The organism is Pseudomonas cichorii, from assembly GCF_015471405.1.
Taxonomy (GTDB): domain Bacteria; phylum Pseudomonadota; class Gammaproteobacteria; order Pseudomonadales; family Pseudomonadaceae; genus Aquipseudomonas; species Aquipseudomonas serbiensis.
Map to the genome: position 1 here is coordinate 539892 of NZ_BLVZ01000001.1, position 18338 is coordinate 558229.

An 18338-nucleotide genomic window follows, 5' to 3' on the forward strand; every position below is an offset into this window, starting at 1 on the left:
CAGCCAAAGAGGATGCTGCCCTTGTCAGCCTTCAAACACACATTGGGCTTGAGCATATTGGCCATAAGCGTCTCACAGGCCAGTGTCATCATGGCTGCAACCCCCATGACCGGCAACGAGGTAGAAGCCCGTGTCGGTGCCGTTCTGGACAACATGAGTGTCTCGGAAAAAATCAACTTCACCCGCGTGGATGACGGTCGCATGATTCCTCGTCTGAGCAAGTGGGGAATGGAGGGCACCGTCGCGTATGACTCGGCGATGGGCGTGCACGTCAACAATGCGACATTTGGAGCCCAGTACCCTGCTCAATCCGCGCTGGCGGCCACCTGGAGCATCAACCGCGCCAAGGAGTTCGGCCTGGCAATCGGTTACGAGACTCGCATCGCCGGCGGCCAGCAAATGCTGTCGCCAGGCGTCAACCTGTATCGCACGCCTTATGCCGGGCGTACCGCAGAGTATGTCAGTGGAGAGGATCCATTCCTTGGAGCCGTGCTGGCACCTGCCATCACTAACGGAATCCAGACTCAGGGCATACAGGCTGCCGGAAAACACTATGTTGCCAATGAGCAGGAAGCCAACAGGCATTACGTCGATATTCGCGTTGACCAGCGCACGCTGCGTGAGATGTATCTGCCGGGCTTCGAGTCGATGGTCAAGAACGCCAATATCGCTTCGATCATGTGTGGGTATAACAAGATCAATGGCGATTATGCCTGCGAGAACCACCACCTGATCACTGACATCCTGAAGGGTGAATGGGGCTTTCAGGGCTTCGTGATGAGCGACTTCAACTCGGTTCAGGATGCGTTCAAAGGCGCTTGGGCCGGGACCGATATTGATATGCCATCTGGCCTGCAGTTTACCGAGGCCAAGCTGCTTCCCTATCTCTGGAGCGGGCAACTGACCCAGAACGTCATTGATGACAAGGTCAGACGCAACCTGCGAGGGTTGGTGAGCTACGGTTTCGACAAGCAATTGAACAAGGCACAGACACTGGATCATCCGGAATATGGCATGCGTGCGGCCTTGAACATGGCCCGTGAATCGACAGTGCTTTTGCGTAACGAAAAGACCGCGAGTGGAAAACCTCTCCTGCCCCTGGCCCGGGATGCAAAAATCGCCGTTATCGGCGACCTGGCCATGCAGCCTCCCGCTTCGCCGTTCGGCACCGCCAACTCGCCCCCCAACAGCTACGTGACCGAACTCAGCGGCTTGCAGCAGCTGGCTTCCACAAGCTCGAATATCGACTACCTGCACGAGATGAGCCTCAATCCGAAGGCATCTGTCTGGTATCAGCCAGCCAGTGGTCAGAACGGTATCAGCAACAGCGGGGTGAAAGCGGAGTACTTCTCCAATACGGACCTTTCCGGCTCCCCCGTCCTGACCCGTGTGGAGCCTGGGGTGAACCTGAACTGGGTCAGTAATACCAACACAACCGATAACGGCAGCACGACCGTTTCGGGGTTCAACCCTGCAGCCGGATCGTTCTCGGCGCGTTTCACGTCCACGATCAAGCCGACCATTTCCGGCGAGCACGTTTTCAAGGTGCGTGCTGACGGGGCTTACAAGCTGTGGGTAAACGACGAACTGGTTCTCGAAAACGATGGCACGCAACAGTCGTTCGATCTGATCAATGCCCTGGTGACTTCAGGCAAGACTGCGCGACTGCAAGCAGGCAAGGAATACAGCGTGAAGCTGGAATATCGCCGCCTGCAAGGCAACTTCACCACCTTCCTCGGTGGCCTGGCTGGCGTTCAGATGAGCTGGGCGTCTCTGCGTCCGCCAAAAGATCTGTCGCGATATGACGCGGTCGTCATTGCAGCCGGTACCAACCATGAATATGAGGGCGAGTCGATTGATCATGCCTACGAACTGCCTGAATACCAGTCGGACCTGATTACCTACGCGACGAAGGCCAACCCGAACACTGTCGTGATCCTGCACAGTGGCGGCGGGCTGGATATGCAGCCCTGGGCCAACAAGGTCGGTGCCAGCCTTCATGCATGGTTTCCGGGCCAGCAAGGTGGCCAGGCAATTGCCGAAATCCTGTACGGAAAAGTGAACCCTTCGGGCAAGCTGCCCATCACGATCGACAAAAAGATCCAGGATAACCCCAGCTACGCCTCCTATTCCGATCCAAAACAATATCGAGGTGACAACGCACTGACCGAAATGACTTACAGCGAAGGTATTTATCTGGGCTACAGAGGTTATGACAAGAAGCATGCGAAACCGCTGTACCCCTTCGGATACGGGCTTTCCTATACCAGCTTCGAGTACAGCGATCTGAAACTGTCGACCAACGTCATGACTCCGGGCAACACCATTGACGTGAAATTCACGGTCACCAACACCGGCGACAAGGCAGGCTTTGAAGTCGCACAGTTGTACGTTCGTCCGATGACGCCAGCGGTGGACCGTCCGGAAAAAGAACTCAAGGGGTTCAGCAAGGTTTACTTGCAGCCAGGCGAGAGCAAGACCGTCAGTATTGCGATTGACTCACGTTCACTGGCCTATTACGTGGACAAGACGGCCACTTGGGATGTCGATGCCGGCAAGTTCAAGATTCTGGTAGGCCCGGACTCGGAGACTCTGCCTCTGGATCGCACCTTGATCACGCTGTTTCCCGAGCACCTGACCACCCGCGACAGCAACCCATTGCCAATACCGCTGCGCAAGGCCGTACAGGTAAGCGCCACGCAAGCATTCTGATGAAAGGCATTCAGGCTCAGGGATGAGCCTGAATATCCTTGCCCAAACGATGCAGGTAGATATCGAAGACAGCCATGACATCCACGTCCTGCGGACATCTCAGCCACTGGATCTGCAAACCGTCCATGACCGAGAAGATTTCCTGCGCCAATGCCTTCACATCGATATCAGCCCGAATCTCTCCCGCCTCTTTCAAGGCCGTCATGTGCCCGCGTGCGTGCAGGTGAGTCAAGTGAAAGCGTTCCTGATACCAGGACCATGCAGGGTGAGCATTCGACAGGCTCTCTGTATTCATGACCATCGACGCCTGGCACTCGAAGGCGTCTTCAATACTGAAGCCCATGCTCTGCCTCAGAAACCTGAGAAACCCCTCAAGCGTCATCTCCATGGTCAGCTCGTGAAATCTTGAGACGACCCTTTGATCCCTGCGCTCCAGCAGCGCGTTCAGCAAAGCCTCTTTATTGGGAAAGTGGTGCAGCAACCCTACGGTTGTAATGCCAACAAGCGCTGCAATATCGCGCATTGACGCGCTGGAGTATCCATCCCGCGCAAAAATGACGGTAGCCGCATCCAGCAAAGCCGTTCTGCGCATCTCCCCCTTGGGTGCCCGACGCCGCTTCGGCGCAGCATCTTCAACTGATTCATTCCCTGATTCGTCAACTGCCATAAGGATCCGCTAACACACTCATTCAAACTGTCTCGAGATCTTGTAAAACCCGACTGCACGGAGTCAGGCCAAGGATGCGACAAGATACGCTAGCCCTGTGGGCATCGACAAACGGGGAAATGAAAGGAAAACACTCAACTGATTGTTTTCGCTTCTGACAAGGCAAGGATGCTTCCCGGGCAGTCAACAGGCACATGCTCATAAAACACTGGTGCCAGAATCTGGCACCAGTGGGCGTTAGGCTTGCCTCAACTCCCCATGAGTACCGCACCTATCATGAAGCGTATCCAGTACCACAATTACGGCGATGCCAGTGTCATGCAGCTTGAGTCATTCGAACTGGCCTCACCCGGTCACGCCGAGGTCGCCGTAAAGGTCCGGTTTGCAGCCATCAACCCTATCGACTGGAAGCTGCGTCAGGGCCAGATGAAACTCATTACAGGCAAGGCGTTCCCCCGTACGATGGGTATGGATTTTTCGGGGACAGTCATTGCCACAGGCACCGGCGTGACGCGCTTCAAGGTCGGTGACGCCGTTTTCGGGCTTGCCCGTTTCAAGGAAAGTGGCGCATTGGCAGAGGCTGTGATCACCAGGGAAGCGCTGTTGGCCAGGAAACCCGATGAGGTGTCTTTCGAGGATGCGGCCTGTCTCGCAACACCCGGAGTCACAGCCTGGAACGGCCTTGCAGACAAGGCAAGACTGACGGCAGGCCATCATGTTTTCATCAATGGTTGTCGCGGCGCAGTGGGTGAAGCCGCCGTGCAGATCGCACGCATGACCGGCGCAAGGATTTCAGGCAGTTGCAGTGCTGGCGGCATGCAGCAGGCAAAGCTCCTTGGCGTTGAAACCGTTTACGACTACCAGACGACAAACCTTGCTGACATCAAGGAGCGTTTTGACGTGGTGTATGACACGGCAGCCACAATGACGACCGCCACCGGGTTTGGAATGCTGCGCAAGGGAGGCGTATTCCTGGATCTGACACCCAGCCCCGGCAAGTTCATTCGTGCCATTATTGACCGGCGCCTAAAACCCGTTATCTGCACACCGCGCCCCGGTATTCTTGACGACCTTGCCAGCGCCGTAAAGAATGGCAATTTCCGGGTTTCCATAGCTCAGACCGTTCCCCTGAACGAAGCCATCGCGCTTATCACCGCGCTGGAGGGAGGCCGGAGAATCCCTGGCAAGGCCCTTGTAGCGATGGATTGAAGCGTGTCACGAAGCCATAGATTATTCGACCTCATGCAAGTGCTTCGCCGCCACCGCGGCGCGGTTTCCGGTGAAGTGCTTGCGGGCGAACTGAAAGTTTCACTGCGCACCATACGCCGCGATATCGCCACTTTGCAGGCCATGGGCGCAGACGTCACCGGAGAGCCTGGCGTGGGCTACATGCTGCGTCCAGACTTCCTTCTGCCACCCCTCACCTTTACCGAGGAAGAGATCCAGGCACTGGTGGCTGGCGCGCTGTGGGTCAGCCGCCAGACCGACGAGGGTCTGGCTCACGCCGTCGATAACGCCCTCGCAAAAATCCATGCGGTCCTGCCGCCGGATATGCGGCGCTCCCTGGACGACAATACGATCTATATCAACCGCGACAGGAAGGACTCCACAGTCCTGGATATGACCAAGGTCAGACAGGCACTGCGCGAGCAACGCAAACTGCACATCCGGTACACCGACAAGAATGGCGCAGAGTCACAAAGAATCATCTGGCCCATCATGCTGGGGTTCGTCGAATCACGCCTGTTTATTGCAGGATGGTGCGAGCTGCGCGAGGGCTATCGAATTTTCCGGACCGACCAGATAGCAGAAGTGGACTTCCTCAAGGATCACTACTCTCGCCCTCGCCAGCAACTGATCAAGGAATGGCGGGCTCAGGAAGCTCATCCTTGCAACCAGAGTGATTGCAGTTGATGGAGTGCAGCGCGAGCCTGCGCAAAGTGCCAAGGGATCACGAACTACATCAGTACTGCCAGGACTATAAGCGCCAAGACGGCAATACCTGTCAAAGACGTCAAGTTGGCCTGCGGGGTTTCTGAAAGCAAAGAGCCTTTCACTGGGTACTTCCCTAGCGTGAGAGCCTTCATCACAGGCCAGCCGACAAAGTAGAAAACAGCTCGAAAAACGACTTCAACCAGTATGTCAATCACAGCCGACAATCCTTGATCTGCTTAAAAGAGAATGGGCGCGTAAATTACCACTTCACAACAGATTGCCGAAGGCCTGCGTTAAGCTTCAGTTTCCTGCCTTGCGCTCTTCCCGCCGCTGAACAAGCACGCAAACACTCATCAAGACGACACCCGATACCGCAAGGATGCTTCCTACCCAGCCGGTGGACGCCCACCCGAAACCGGAGGCAATGGCCAGCCCTCCAAGGCTTGCGCCTACGGCATTGGAGATATTGAAGGCGCTGTGATTGAGGGCGGCGGCAAGGGTCTGCGCTTCACCCGCGATATTCATGAGGTGAACCTGTAGCGCTGGCACGAGTGCAAAGCCACAACCGATGAAAAACAGAACCGTCAGCGAGCCCCAGGTCGAAGACGCATAGATGGAAAAAAGCCCGAGAAAGACAACGTTCCAGATCATGATGCAGAAAATGGCGGGGATCAGTGCCCGGTCTGCCAGCCAGCCTCCCGCCAGGTTACCGACGATCATGCCAAGCCCCCACAGGGCCAGAACCATCGGCACCTGATCCACGCCAAAGCCGCTCACTTCAGTCAGTGTCGGCGTGATGTAGCTGTACACCGCAAACATTCCACCGAAACCAATCGAGGCCGTCGCCAGAGTCAGCCATATCCGAGGCCGCTTCAGGCCGCTCAACTCTGCCTTGGGGCTGGCTTTTTCATCTTTGGGGATCGTGGGTACGAAGTACCAGAACAGCCCCATCGAAACCACTCCGGCAGCAGCAAGTGCAGCAAAGGTCGCGCGCCAGCCCCAAAGCTGTCCTATCCAGGTCGCAATCGGTACGCCGATCACGTTAGCCGCCAGCCCGGCCATCACATACCCTGCTGCCTGAGCCTTGCGGTTCTCGGCCACCATGGCTGCTGCCACCAGACAGGCTACGCCGTAATACGCGCCATGGGGCAAACCAGCCAGAAACCGGGCTCCGAGCAGCGACATGTGATCCCAGGCCACCGCGCTTGCTGCATACCCCAGTACAAACAAGGCCAGCAACGCGATCAGCAGAGTCTTTCGGGGCCAGCGCGCAGCCATGATCGCAATGGCAGGAGCACCGATCACCACGCCAAGCGCATAGGCACTGATATAGCCACCGGCAGTCGGCACCGAGACATTGGTACTCTCTGCCAGGCCCGGCAGGAGACTCATTGAAACGAACTCGCCCGTGCCGATGAAAAGCCCGCCGAGACCCAGCGTCACAATCGCGGCGGTTACGCTATGAGGAGCCGTAGTCGCTGATAGATCGCCGACCGCAACGCTGTCTGAATGGCTCATGAAAATCTCCTGCAAAGCGGTTAACGAGATGACTCGGCACGAAGGGCGAACCCGGTAGTTTTCGCCGGTACGCCCGGGCGGACAGGAAAACAGTTCTGCAAGCCCGTGCCATTGCTTGTGTAAAGCAACCTGTCGCATCATTGAATTTTTCTAATGATAAACTCTGCATCCTTCGATTTTGTTTAGCGCCATCGAAGGAAGCATTGAGCAAAACTCAACAATGAGAATCCATGATGCCCGTGCTTCCCACTACCAGACTGTCACGAGCAGACCTGGCCGACCTGAATGCATTCCTGACCGTCGAAAGCCATCGAAGCTTTTCCAAAGCCGCCGTCGAGCTGGGCATCACAACCTCGGCCCTCAGCCATTCCATCCGCAATCTGGAAACCCGTCTTGGCGTGCGGTTGTTGAATCGCACCAGCCGCACGGTTTCTCCTACGGATGCGGGTACAACCCTGGCCAAACGGCTTGCAATCGGTTTTCAGGAGATCGGCGGCGCACTGGCTGAAGTAGACAGGCACCGTGACAAGCCTTCGGGACGGTTGCGCATCAACGTTCTCAATGACGGAGCACGCCTGCTGTTCACTCGATGGCTGCCTCCGTTTCTGGACGCTTACCCCGACGTGTCGGTCGAAATAGCCGTGGACGACCGTATGATGGATATCATCGCCGCAGGTTTCGATGCAGGTATCCGGTACGGAGGAACCATCCCGGAGGACTTCATCGCCGTGCCCGTCAGCGGCCCCTTGAGATGGGTTGCGTCAGCCTCTCCACGGTATCTCAATCGCTCACCGCGCCTTGTGCATCCCGAAGACCTGAAGAATCACAACTGCATCCAGATCCGCACTGGCAACGGAACGATCTACCGCTGGGACTTCGAGAAGGACGGGGAGCATCAGGCAATTGATGTGACCGGGCAGTTATGTGTCAACGAAACCGAATTCGGCATTGAAATGGCCCTGGCTGACAGAGGAATCACCTACTGTCTGGAAGATCGCATACGCGGTCATCTGGAACGGGGTGAACTGCAAGTGGTGCTACCCGAGTGGTCCCCCATCGAACCTCCTTTTCATATCTACTACCCAGACCGCAGGCAGATGCCGCCGGGGCTTCGGGAGCTGGTCGACATGTTGCGAACCGAGGCTGGCTCATGGTCAGGCCCGCCTAGCGAAAGGCATCGGCACTGAGCCCGAACCGGTTCATTTTGTTATACAGCCCGCCGCGGGATACCTTCAGGTGCTTTGCCGCCAGCCGGATATTTCCATTGGTGTGCTTCAGGGCACCGATGATCGCATTCATTTCATGGGCTCCCAGATCAGGCGCCTCGTTATATTCAGGGCGTGATGTGTGTTGTGCGCGCAGCGATGCCTGCATGATTTCCAAAGGCAGATCACCTGGCTGGATCAATACAGTCGCAGCCAGATTGGTTGCCCTTTCGATGGTATTTTCCAGTTCACGTACATTTCCCGGCCATGAATACGCCATGAGCACTTCCAGCGCCGGGGTGGAGATGCCTGACACCGCCTTGCGCAATGACTGCGCGCAACGATCGAGAAAGTGCTGCGCCAGAAGGGAGATGTCGTCCTTGCGCATCCGCAACGGAGGCACGGTGAGGTTCAGGACATTGAGCCGGTAATAGAGGTCTTCCCTGAACGCGCCTTCAGCCACGGCCTGGCTCAGGTTGCGGTGGGTCGCGGCGATGATACGCACATCCACCTGCCGGGATTTCCTGGCACCGACCCGAGTTACCTCGCCTTCCTGCAAGACCCGCAACAGGCTGACCTGGGCGTCAAACGACATATCACCGATTTCATCGAGAAAAATGGTGCCGCCATCCGCCAGCTCGAACTTGCCCGCCGAACCACCGCGAGCCGACCCGGTGAACGCGCCTTCAACGTGACCAAACAGCTCACTCTGCACCAGCTCACGGGGAATGGCGCCACAATTGACCGCCACAAAGGGACCGCTGCTACGCTCGCTGGCGTTATGAATGGCCTGAGCGAACAATTCCTTGCCGGTTCCGCTTTCTCCGAGAATCAGCGTGGTGGAGTCGCTGCGACTCGCAATCCTGCCAAGGCGCAGCGCGTCCTGTATGACTCTGGAGTTGCCCTGAATGCTATCGAAGGTATAGCGAGCCTGAGCCCCCATGATGCGGCGGGTGATTTCGCGGATGCGCCGGTTTTCACGCAGCGACACGACCCGACCACCCTGCCCGGCCAGACAAACCGAGACCAGACATGCCAGTTGAGTGCCATCGTGGAGCTGAAAGGTACAGTCCAGATCCCGCAACGCTTCGCCCTGGCGCTGCATGATTGCCTCGTTCAACTCACTGTGCCCAAGTTGCAGGAACGGGCGCTCCAGCAGTTCAGGCCCGACCCGGAACAACTGGCGTGCATAGCGATTGAGCGCCTTGATGCAACCTTTGTCATCGAGGACCACCAGACCTTCATTGAGCACTTCCAGAACGCTGCGCTGTTCGTCCAGCAGAGCCTGCAACGCCATTTGCCGCGAAACGGCTTCAGCCGCCGCCTGTACAGTGCCCAGAGTATGGAAATGAAACCATCCAGGTTCGGCTGTCAGGGTCAGGATTGCCAGGGTTTCGCCACTGGCATTGCGGATCGGCGCAGCAGCGCAATGCATTCGGCGCTGCCGCAGGCCATTGGCAAAGTTCTCCTCGGCCAGCACGTAAACCAGACGATCCTCGGCAATCGCTAGGCCGGTACAGTTGGTGCCCTGAATGGATTCCGAGAGGCGACTGCCTACCGGGGTGATGTCCAGCCCGCAGAAACTCAGGGTCGTGCCCTGAGGATCGGTGAGGTTGATATGGCCTCTGGGGTTATAGGCGAGCAGACCGCGCATCACTTCCCGGGCTGTCTCGATCAATAAGGCGTTGCCGGTCAGTTTTTCAACCAGAGCCGTCGGCGTGACGAACCGGTATTCGGCATCTTCAGGGTCGATCCCCTTATCGACACTGCGCCGCCATGAAGCCCAGATGACCGGCCTGACCTCAGGATGAGGCTCGACCCTGCCTGCAAGACACTCGCGCCAGGCCTGTTGCAGTTCGGCCATTGGCCCGTCACTCAGGGCCAGCGGGCCGATGGCAGTGATGTAGTCCAGCTCATCCTGAGGCAATGTCAGGAACAAATGATCGGCCATATCCAGCTCTCTGAGTGTTCATATCTTTGACATGTCATTGTAGACATGTCTTTCAAATAGACACTTTCTAGAATCAAAAACAATAATTCTCCTTAAATATCAATCAATTAATAAATGGCACAGCGCTTGCTCTCCTCTCAGCAGAGCGAATGACCCCACTCGCTCATCCAACTACAACAACAAGGAACGCATGCATATGAGCAAGATCATTCGCCTGGGACTCATCGGTGCAGGCCGCATGGGCAGTTTTCATGGCCAGACGGCCGCCCTGCATATTCCGGGAGCCAGCCTGGCTGCCATTGCCGACCCGACACCGGGGCAAGCCGCCCGCCTGGCTGAAAAGCTCAATGTCCAGCGGGTCTACACAGATCCGCAGCAATTGCTGGATGACCCTGAAATCGATGGTGTCCTGATTGCGGCTCCGGCTCGCAGCCACGCCGAACTGGTCATCGCAGCCGCCCGGGCCGGGAAAGGCGTCTTTTGCGAAAAGCCCATGGCAATCACGCTTGATGAAGCCGACCGGGCCATCGCCGCAGCCGCCGACGCACGGGTGCCTTTGCAAGTGGGGTTCAATCGACGCTTTGCCAGAAGCTTTCGTCAGGCGCATCTGGATGTCGTCGCCGGCCGGATTGGTACACCGCAACTGCTGCGCTCGGTCACCCGCGACCCGGCATTGAATAATCCGGCCGGCATCGGGCAGTGGGTCATTTTTCTGGAGACGCTGATCCACGATTTCGATGCCCTGCTCTACCTGAACCCCGGCGCCAGGGCCGTGGAGGTGAATGTCATGGCCGATGCACTGGTCGCTCCGGCCTACAAGGACAAGGGCCTGCTGGACACCGCTGTGGTGACGATCCGTTTCGATAACGGCGCCATCGCGACTGCCGAGGCCAACTTCCAGGCGGTCTATGGCTACGATGTGCGGGGTGAAGTCTTTGGCAGCGCGGGCATGCTGACCATGGGCAGCGTCGCCCAGTCCGAACTGGTGCGTTATCTGGCAGATGGCATTCAGGCCGATACCCAGCGCATGGACACCGATCTGCTGCGCGATGCCTACATCGCCGAACTCAATCACTTCGTCGACTGCCTGCGCAGTGGCGAAAAACCACTGGCAAGCGGTGAAGATGCCCGGGCGGCACTGGCCATTGCCCGCGCCTGCATCGAGTCAGTCCAGCAGGGCAAGACGGTCCGGATACAAGGAGAACCGACATGAGTTTCTGCCCCTTCAAACTGGCAGTCAGCGCCGAAATGGTGTTTCTCGACCTGCCCTTCGTGCAACGTGTCCAGCGTATCCATGAGCTGGGATTCAGTGCCGAAATCTGGGACTGGACCACCAAGGACATCGCTGCGCTGAGTGCCACCGGCGCTGATTTCACCTCCATGACCGGTTATATCTCGGGCAACCTGACAGACGCCGAAGATATTCAGCGTTTGCTGGACAGCGCCAGAGAATCACTGGCCGTTGCCGAGCGCCTGAACTGCCCCAGCCTCAACCTGCATGGCACCGGCCTGGATAACAAGGGCCTGCCGGTCAAACCTGTTGGCCATACCAGCGGGCGCATGTGGCTGAACGCCTGCAAGACCCTGGAGAAAATCGCCCGGCTTGGAGAGGAGCATTCCAGGGTGTTCCTGCTGGAAAACCTCAATACACAAGTCGACCATCCCGGCACGCCCTTCGCCCGGGCAGAAGATACACTGGCCCTGATCGAAGCAGTGGATAGCCCGTATCTGAAAATGAATCTGGACCTCTATCACGCGCAAATTGGCGAGGGAAACCTGATCGAACTGATCCAGCGTGCAGGCACCGCCATCGGAGAAATCCAGGTGGCGGATGTGCCTGGGCGCATGGAACCCGGCACCGGGGAAATCCATTACCCGGCCATTGCCAAAGCCCTGCATCGAACAGGCTACAGCGGCGTGGTCGGCCTGGAAGGCTGGGCCAGCGGCGATCCGGACATTGCGCTACACCGTTTTCGCCAGGCCTTTACTCTGGAGGAGTGAATATTCAAAAGCCTCTGGCCCGGCCATCGAGCTGTCCGGCGCGGGGCCAGAAGCACCGTTTACTTGATGAATTTCAACTCATAAAAACAAAAGGAAAACCATCATGCGCCACTCACTTGTACTTGCCTTCCTGACCCTGCTGTTCAGTCATGGGGTGCTTGCCGACTACCGGATCGGCGTCAGCATCGCCAAGGTCGACGATAACTTCATGACTTACGTGCGCAACGGTCTGAATGACGCGGCGAAAAAAGAAAACGTGAAGATCCAGTTCGAGGATGCCCAAGGGGACGTGGTTCGCCAGCTCAGCCAGGTCGAGGGCTTTATCAGCCAGAAAGTGGATGCGATCATTGTATTGCCGGTCGATACCGCTGCTGCCGTCAATATCACTCGTGCCGCCACCAAGGCCACAATCCCGCTGGTCTACGTCAACCGCCGCCCCGACCAACAGACACTGCCTGCCGGCGTTGTGGCCGTTGCTTCCCAGGACATCCAGGCCGGTCAGCTACAGATGCAATACCTGGCTGAAAAGATGGGCGGTAAAGGGAATCTGGCGATCATCATGGGCGATCTGGTGCAAAACGCGACCCAAGGCAGAACCGAAGGGGTCAAGCAGGTTTTGAAGCAGTATCCCGACATCAGGATCGTGGGTGAACAGAGTGCCATGTGGCAGCGTGACAAAGGCATGGACCTGACCAGCAACTGGTTACTGGCCGGAGTCAGGATCGACGCGGTCGTGGCCAACAATGATGAAATGGCAATCGGTGCCGCCATGGCACTGCAACAGGCCGGGCAACGCTCGACACCTGTCGTGGGCATCGACGGCCTTCCCGATGGTCTTGCGGCCATCAAGCGCGGTCAATTGGCGGCATCGGTGTTTCAGGACCCGCAGGCCCAGGCCAGCAGTGCCATCACCGCCGCGCTACGGATGATAAAGGGAGAGCCCGTAGAGTCCGATATATGGGTGCCCTACCAATTGATCAGGCCGGATCAGGTCTCGACCTTCGCACAACACTTCAAGTAGTCCGACAGAGATAGTTCTCAAGCAGCGTGACGACTTCTGCGACAAAATCCGGATTGCCGAGCAGGTCTGGCCTGTCGGCAGTCACGGTATGGATGATGCCGTGCGCAGCGATACCCATCAGGTAGATCGAAAGATCCGGGTCGGGGACGTTCTTCATGAACGGCTTCAGCACCTCAGCGAACTGTTTGCGCATTTGATCCGGGTCATCCGCCTGCCTCACCGTATGAGGCAACTCCTCATGAATTGCCTTGTGCAATGCCGGCGCAACACGGTGTTCGTTGACGATCATCTCGACAATCAGGGTCAGTGCGTCGCGCAGAGAGGGCTGCTGCGGCAAGACTTCCAGCGCTTTGAGCAAGTCAGTGCGCGTGGCCACCGCATGGCGCCGCTGTAATTCGGCAATCACGGCTTCCTTGTTCGGGAAGAACTGATACAGCGAACCGATATTGACGCCCGCACGCTCTGCAATGGCGTTGGTCGTCAGGCCTTCCCAGCCGACCCGGATCAAAATGTAAGTCGCCGCCTGAATAATCGCATCGACCGTGGCACGGGAGCGCGCCTGAGCCGGGATTTTCCTGGGGTTTACGGCTGCTCGGCCTTTGCTCACGGGCGGCTCCAGAACATGAGTATTTAAAACATAAGCTTTAACTTACGATTTTGAAGCGTGGACACACAACACCCTTCATGTTCTTGAGAGCATTTCCAACCATGAAAACACCAGACTTCGTGAGTGCCTGGGACGGCTTCCAGACTGCAAATCACTTTCGCAGAGCCATTCGCAAATTCAACTCCAGCCCCATTGCAGAGGATGACGTCAATGCACTGCTCGCTGAAGCGGCTTATGCGCCGTCCAGCGGGAACATGCAGCCGTACGAGCTGCACTGGATCCGGGACCCGGCCTTGAAAACCAGTATGACGGCGGCCTGCAATGGGCAGAAAGCGGCTGCATCGGCAGCAGAATTCATTGTCGTAGTGGCAAGCCCCGCACTCGGGCTGCGCACCGCCAAAGCGCAGCTTGAACATGTCGAAGGCTCATCGCTGCTGGGACAGAATTCCAAAGCCTATTACCGCAAGCAAGTGGGGATGTTTCAGAAGATCCTCGGGCTCGGATCTTCTGCCCTGTGGTCACCGCTGGTTTTTCTTGCGGCACTTATTCGCCCCACCTTGTCCCTGATCCCCATAGGTCACATCGGCGGCCGTCAATGGGCTGCGCGCAACGCCATCTTCGCAGCCCAGACACTGATGCTCGGAGCTGCCGCAAAAGGAATCGACTCCTGCCCGATGGAAGGCTTTTCCGCCTCTCGGGTTGCCAGTCTTTTAAAACTTCCACGGGGTTCAGTGATTCCGCTCGTTATAGCACTCGGGTATCGCGCCGATGATGCAAGAATCGAAGAACAGTGGCGCCAGACAATAACGGAGCTTGTGGTTTCGCACTGAATCCGAGTAGCAGCGGCCCCGATCAATATGGGCTGCTGCAACCACTTTAAATTGATAATAAGTCTCACTAACAAACGATAAATACTTTTATAAACTGCCTGATCATCCCCCTGAAAACACTCTTCCGACCCCATAGAACTTCGCCTTCAAATTCTGTCATTTCACATACTTGCAAAACGCTAGCACTGAACTACATTGCTATTCATTCCCAGCCTGCATAGTCAGGCGCCCTACCCGTTTGGTTGTATAGACAGGAGTAATGCCTGCCCCGGATGCAGTTTGAAATATCTGACAAGGACATTCCGTCATAACAATCAAGAGGGATGCTTGATGAAGCATAGTCAGTTGTACCGTGCGTTCTCTAAAACAGGAGTCGCCGGAAGTTGGTGGCTGTCGTTGCTGTGTTTTTCGATTCTGGTCATCGCCAGTTTCATGCTGTTTGGTGAACAGATCGAACAATTCCTGACAGGTTTAAGCCTGACGATTCCGTCAGACCCTATTCAGAAGTTAAACCTCGCACTTCTGTTGATTGCACTGCTTGCTTTCGACGTCGTACTGCCCGTGCCCTCCAGCATTGTGGCGCTGCTGGCGGTGGCTCTGCTTGGAAGTGTGGGCGGTTATTTCGTCATCTTCATCGGCCTTTGTCTCGGTGCCGGCATTGGCTATGCCCTTGGCGCGGGCTACTTTCGCTTGCTGTCCGGGCGTCTGTCGGTGAATAAGCGCAGTACCGGGCAACTGGCCTATCAGCTCAATACCTTGTCGTTGATTTGCCTTCGTGGCGTGCCGGTTCTGGCCGAAACCTCAGTGGTGGCTGCCGGCATGCAGCGCTATCCGCTGCGTCAGTTCCTGTTGGTCACCACCCTGGCCAATGCCGGACTTGCCCTGGCCTACAGCGCTATCGGCACTTACCTCATGGAGAAGAACGCACTGTTGGCCACGGTACTGGCCAGTATGGTGCTGCCTGGTCTGTTCCTCGTAGGACGGAGCCTGTTCAAGACGGCAAAAGCACGCCTTGTAAAAGACACCGGCCGCCCTTTGCAGGGCCGCTTCGAGGTCAGTTACAACTACCCCGTGGTCTTTACCGATCACCTGTTCGACCCGAAAAATGACTGCCTGCGTGAACAACTCACCACCCAGCAGGCTGGCCGGGTAACGGTGCTGATCTTTGCCGACGAGCAACTGCTCAAATCGTCGCCCCATCTGCTGCCGCAAATTGATGCCTACTTTGCCGCGCACAGCCACGACTTGCGCTTGCAGACCGCTCCCATCGCGGTGCCTGCGGGCGAATCGAGCAAGACCCCGCAAGTATTGCATCAGCTCTATGAGCACATGTTGCAGCACGGGCTGGACCGGCATTGTTATGTGCTGGCCATGGGCGGCGGTGCCGTGCTGGATGCCGTGGGTTATGCCTGCTCCACCTTCCATCGTGGCATGCGCCTGATTCGTATCCCGACCACGGTGCTTGCGCAGAACGATGCGGGTATCGGCGTCAAGAACGGCATCAATGCCTTTGGCCAGAAGAACCTGCTTGGTGCGTTCTGCCCGGCCAATGCGGTTATCAACGACTTTCAGATGCTGCTCAGCCTGTCGCAGCGTGACAGGATCGCCGGGCTGGCCGAAGCCGTGAAAGTGGCCTCCATCAAGGACTCGGCCTTTTTCCAGTGGATGGAGCAGCAAGCCCAGGCGCTGGCGGACTTCGAACACAACGCCAGCCGTTACGCCATCCGCCGTTGTGCGGAGCTGCATCTGGGGCATATCACCGGCGCAGGCGACCCGTTCGAGCGGGGCAACGGTCGGCCGCTGGATTATGGCCACTGGTCCGCTCACAAGCTGGAAAACCTGAGTCAGCACCGTTTGCGCCATGGTGAAGCGGTTGCCGTGGGCATGGCGCTGGACGCGCTGTACGCCAATGCGGTGGGGCTGCTGTCGGACACCGATACCGAGCGCCTGTTGCACTTGCTCGTGCAGCTCGGTTTCAGCCTCAACCCGCCAGAGCTGCTGCTCAAGGACTCGCAAGGCCGCTCGCTGATCGTGCAAGGGCTGGAAGAGTTCAGGCAGCACCTTGGCGGCCAGCTCTCCATCCCGATGCTCACCAGCCTGGGTGAGTCCACCGATCTGCACGAGATCGATTTCGCTCTGATGGAGCAAGCCCTGCAGCGCCTGTCGTCCTACAGCACATCGCCCCTCGGATGGCCCAAGAGTTGCCCTGAATGAATCAGACCTCCTTGAAGACCTGGATGACTCTGGGTCGAGTCTCCAACCTGCCGACGGTATGGACCAATACCCTGGCAGCCGCATTGTTGGCCAGCAGCGCTGGCGCCCTCGCCCCACCCTCGCTGCTGGTCTGGGGTCTGCTGCTGGTCGTGCTGTCGCTGCTTTACCTGTTCGGCATGCTCTTGAACGATCTGCTGGATGCCGACTGGGATCAGAAACACGATAACCCGCGCCCCATCACCCTCGGGCTGGTCAGTCGCCAGCAGGTCGCACTGGCCGTCTGCGCCCTGATTCTGGTCGCCGCGGTTTCGATACTGGGCCTGAGCCAGTTGATCGAAGAACCGAACTGGCTACTGGGCAGCGCTGCGCTGTTGCTGGGCTTTATCCTGGCCTACAACCTGCTGCACAAGAAATACCCCCACAGCGTCTGGTTGATGGGCGCCTGCCGCTCGGCGCTTTACCTGACAGCGGCTGCCAGCCTGAGTGTGCCACCCGAGCCCATCTGGCTTTGCGCGGCGCTGCTGGGAGCCTATATCAGCGGCCTGACCTATCTGGCCCGCCAGGAACATCGCAATCAGTTACTCAGCCGCTTCCCGCTGATTCTGATGCTGAGCCCGCTGATCCTGGTCAGCTACGCCAGCAACGGCATGTTCTGGCTGGTGTTGCTGATCTGGCTCGCCTGGCTGGGGCGCAATTACTGGCGTCATCTGGCCAACCCGCAGCATCGTCAGGTTCGCGCCTTCATCGGTGCCGGTCTGGCGGCGCTGCCTCTGTTCGACGCCATGGTTCTGGCATTGGCAGATCAACCTTGGGGCAGTCTGCTGTGTGTCCTGGTGTTCTTTCTGCTCCCTCGCTTCCAACGCTGGATCAAGCCGACATGATTGAAATCGCCCCGAATGGACTTGCGGCACTTGAACTCAGAGAAGAGATACTGACCGAACAACTGCAACGCTTCACCCGTCATCTGCAGATCTCCGAGTTGCAGTGGTGGGAAGGAGCACTGCAACAGATCGCGAAGAACCCGACGGCCAATACCCTGGTATTCCTGAGCAGTCAGTGCAAACGCTATCTGGCCGAACAGGCGACAACCGATAACGCCATCTGGACAAAGACCCAGAAGGCACGTGTGCAGTTGTTGGCCGAGGCCTTGAAGCATCAGGAACCGGGTAATCGCTCTCCTCTGCTGCGTCAGTTCTATGCCTGGGGCGACGATCAGGAAAAGATTGCGATCCTGAAGGCTCTGGACTGGTTCGATGCCAGCGGGCAATGCCTGGACCTCGCGCTTCAGGCCGGCCGCACCCATAACAGCCAGGTATTTGCCGCCATTGCGCTGGACAACCCCTTCCCGTCGAGCCATTACAACGAACGCGCCTTCCATCAACTGGTACTCAAAGCGCTGAGCATGAGCCTGGAAATCCAGCGCCTGCTGGGCCTGCCGGAACGTCGCAGCAGCTCGCTGAACCAGCTTGCCCTGGACCTGATGGAAGAACAGCTTGCAGCCGAGCGCCCGGTCTCAGTCGGCCTGGTTCACGTCATCGCCTTTGCGCTGCTCACGGCGTCGCAACACCAACGACTCGCCCAGCTGAATCAGGCGCAACGCCTGCCGGCCGAATGGGCAGATCACTTTTACCAGTACGAAACCCGACTCCCCCAATGATTGCCCCTTTCTGACTGCGA

Annotated in this window: 15 protein-coding genes; 11 read left to right on the top strand and 4 right to left on the bottom strand. The window is 57.6% G+C overall.

Translation table 11 applies throughout. The features are described 5' to 3' along the window. The first annotated feature begins 12 nt into the window (after positions 1-12). Positions 13-2712, top strand: a complete 2700-nt coding sequence (locus tag JL015_RS01620) for a glycoside hydrolase family 3 protein (protein ID WP_201017219.1) — start codon at positions 13-15, stop codon at positions 2710-2712. 16 nt (positions 2713-2728) lie between these two features. On the opposite strand, the gene JL015_RS01625 is transcribed toward JL015_RS01620, so the two are convergent. Next, positions 2729-3379, bottom strand: coding sequence for a TetR/AcrR family transcriptional regulator (locus JL015_RS01625; protein WP_201000689.1), 651 nt, complete (start codon positions 3377-3379; stop codon positions 2729-2731). Positions 3380-3655: 276 nt separating this feature from the next. Between JL015_RS01625 and JL015_RS01630 the strand changes: the two genes are divergently transcribed. Together JL015_RS01630 and JL015_RS01635 are read left to right on the top strand one after the other, a co-directional pair. After that, complete coding sequence (locus JL015_RS01630) at positions 3656-4588, top strand: NAD(P)-dependent alcohol dehydrogenase (protein WP_201017220.1); 933 nt, start codon at positions 3656-3658, stop codon at positions 4586-4588. A gap of 3 nt (positions 4589-4591) precedes the next feature. Next, positions 4592-5293 (top strand): helix-turn-helix transcriptional regulator, encoded by a 702-nt coding sequence (locus JL015_RS01635; protein ID WP_201017148.1) that lies wholly within the window; start codon positions 4592-4594, stop codon positions 5291-5293. 321 nt (positions 5294-5614) lie between these two features. Here the strand turns inward: JL015_RS01635 and JL015_RS01640 are convergent, their stop codons facing one another. Continuing rightward, positions 5615-6832, bottom strand: a complete 1218-nt coding sequence (locus JL015_RS01640; protein ID WP_201017149.1) for an MFS transporter — start codon at positions 6830-6832, stop codon at positions 5615-5617. Between the two features lie 233 nt (positions 6833-7065). Between JL015_RS01640 and JL015_RS01645 the strand changes: the two genes are divergently transcribed. Then, the gene (locus JL015_RS01645) at positions 7066-8019 is read left to right on the top strand and encodes a LysR family transcriptional regulator (RefSeq protein ID WP_201017221.1); all 954 of its coding nucleotides are present in this window, start codon (positions 7066-7068) and stop codon (positions 8017-8019) included. Here JL015_RS01645 and JL015_RS01650 read toward each other — a convergent pair. Continuing rightward, the gene (locus tag JL015_RS01650) at positions 7997-9988 is read right to left on the bottom strand and encodes a sigma-54-dependent Fis family transcriptional regulator (RefSeq protein ID WP_201017150.1); all 1992 of its coding nucleotides are present in this window, start codon (positions 9986-9988) and stop codon (positions 7997-7999) included. The two genes, JL015_RS01645 and JL015_RS01650, sit on opposite strands and share 23 nt — an antisense overlap. Positions 9989-10178: 190 nt before the next feature. Between JL015_RS01650 and JL015_RS01655 the strand changes: the two genes are divergently transcribed. The 3 genes from JL015_RS01655 to JL015_RS01665 all read left to right on the top strand — a co-directional run bounded on the left by JL015_RS01655 (position 10179) and on the right by JL015_RS01665 (position 13010). Beyond that, the gene (locus tag JL015_RS01655) at positions 10179-11201 is read left to right on the top strand and encodes a Gfo/Idh/MocA family oxidoreductase (RefSeq protein ID WP_201017151.1); all 1023 of its coding nucleotides are present in this window, start codon (positions 10179-10181) and stop codon (positions 11199-11201) included. Then, entirely contained in the window at positions 11198-11989 is a 792-nt protein-coding gene (locus JL015_RS01660; RefSeq protein ID WP_201017152.1) for a TIM barrel protein, read from the top strand. Before JL015_RS01655 ends, JL015_RS01660 begins: the two co-directional genes overlap by 4 nt. A 103-nt stretch (positions 11990-12092) precedes the next feature. After that, positions 12093-13010 carry a sugar ABC transporter substrate-binding protein gene (locus JL015_RS01665; RefSeq protein ID WP_374004986.1) on the top strand — a complete coding sequence of 306 codons (918 nt, stop codon included), beginning with the start codon at positions 12093-12095 and terminating at the stop codon, positions 13008-13010. On the opposite strand, the gene JL015_RS01670 is transcribed toward JL015_RS01665, so the two are convergent. Next, the gene (locus JL015_RS01670; RefSeq protein WP_201017153.1) at positions 13003-13617 is read right to left on the bottom strand and encodes a TetR/AcrR family transcriptional regulator; all 615 of its coding nucleotides are present in this window, start codon (positions 13615-13617) and stop codon (positions 13003-13005) included. The genes JL015_RS01665 and JL015_RS01670 overlap by 8 nt on opposite strands. A 50-nt stretch (positions 13618-13667) precedes the next feature. On the opposite strand from JL015_RS01670, the gene JL015_RS01675 reads away from it, so the two are divergent. The 4 genes from JL015_RS01675 to JL015_RS01690 all read left to right on the top strand — a co-directional run bounded on the left by JL015_RS01675 (position 13668) and on the right by JL015_RS01690 (position 18318). Further along, positions 13668-14447 carry a nitroreductase family protein gene (locus JL015_RS01675; protein ID WP_236250133.1) on the top strand — a complete coding sequence of 260 codons (780 nt, stop codon included), beginning with the start codon at positions 13668-13670 and terminating at the stop codon, positions 14445-14447. Positions 14448-14777: 330 nt separating this feature from the next. Next, positions 14778-16661 carry a 3-dehydroquinate synthase gene (locus JL015_RS01680; RefSeq protein ID WP_201017154.1) on the top strand — a complete coding sequence of 628 codons (1884 nt, stop codon included), beginning with the start codon at positions 14778-14780 and terminating at the stop codon, positions 16659-16661. After that, positions 16658-17542: a UbiA family prenyltransferase gene (locus JL015_RS01685; protein ID WP_201000703.1), complete on the top strand. Its 885-nt coding sequence runs from the start codon at positions 16658-16660 to the stop codon at positions 17540-17542. Before JL015_RS01680 ends, JL015_RS01685 begins: the two co-directional genes overlap by 4 nt. Continuing rightward, positions 17539-18318, top strand: a complete 780-nt coding sequence (locus JL015_RS01690; protein ID WP_201017155.1) for an EboA domain-containing protein — start codon at positions 17539-17541, stop codon at positions 18316-18318. The genes JL015_RS01685 and JL015_RS01690 overlap by 4 nt, the downstream gene beginning before the upstream one ends. The last annotated feature ends 20 nt before the right edge of the window (positions 18319-18338 follow it).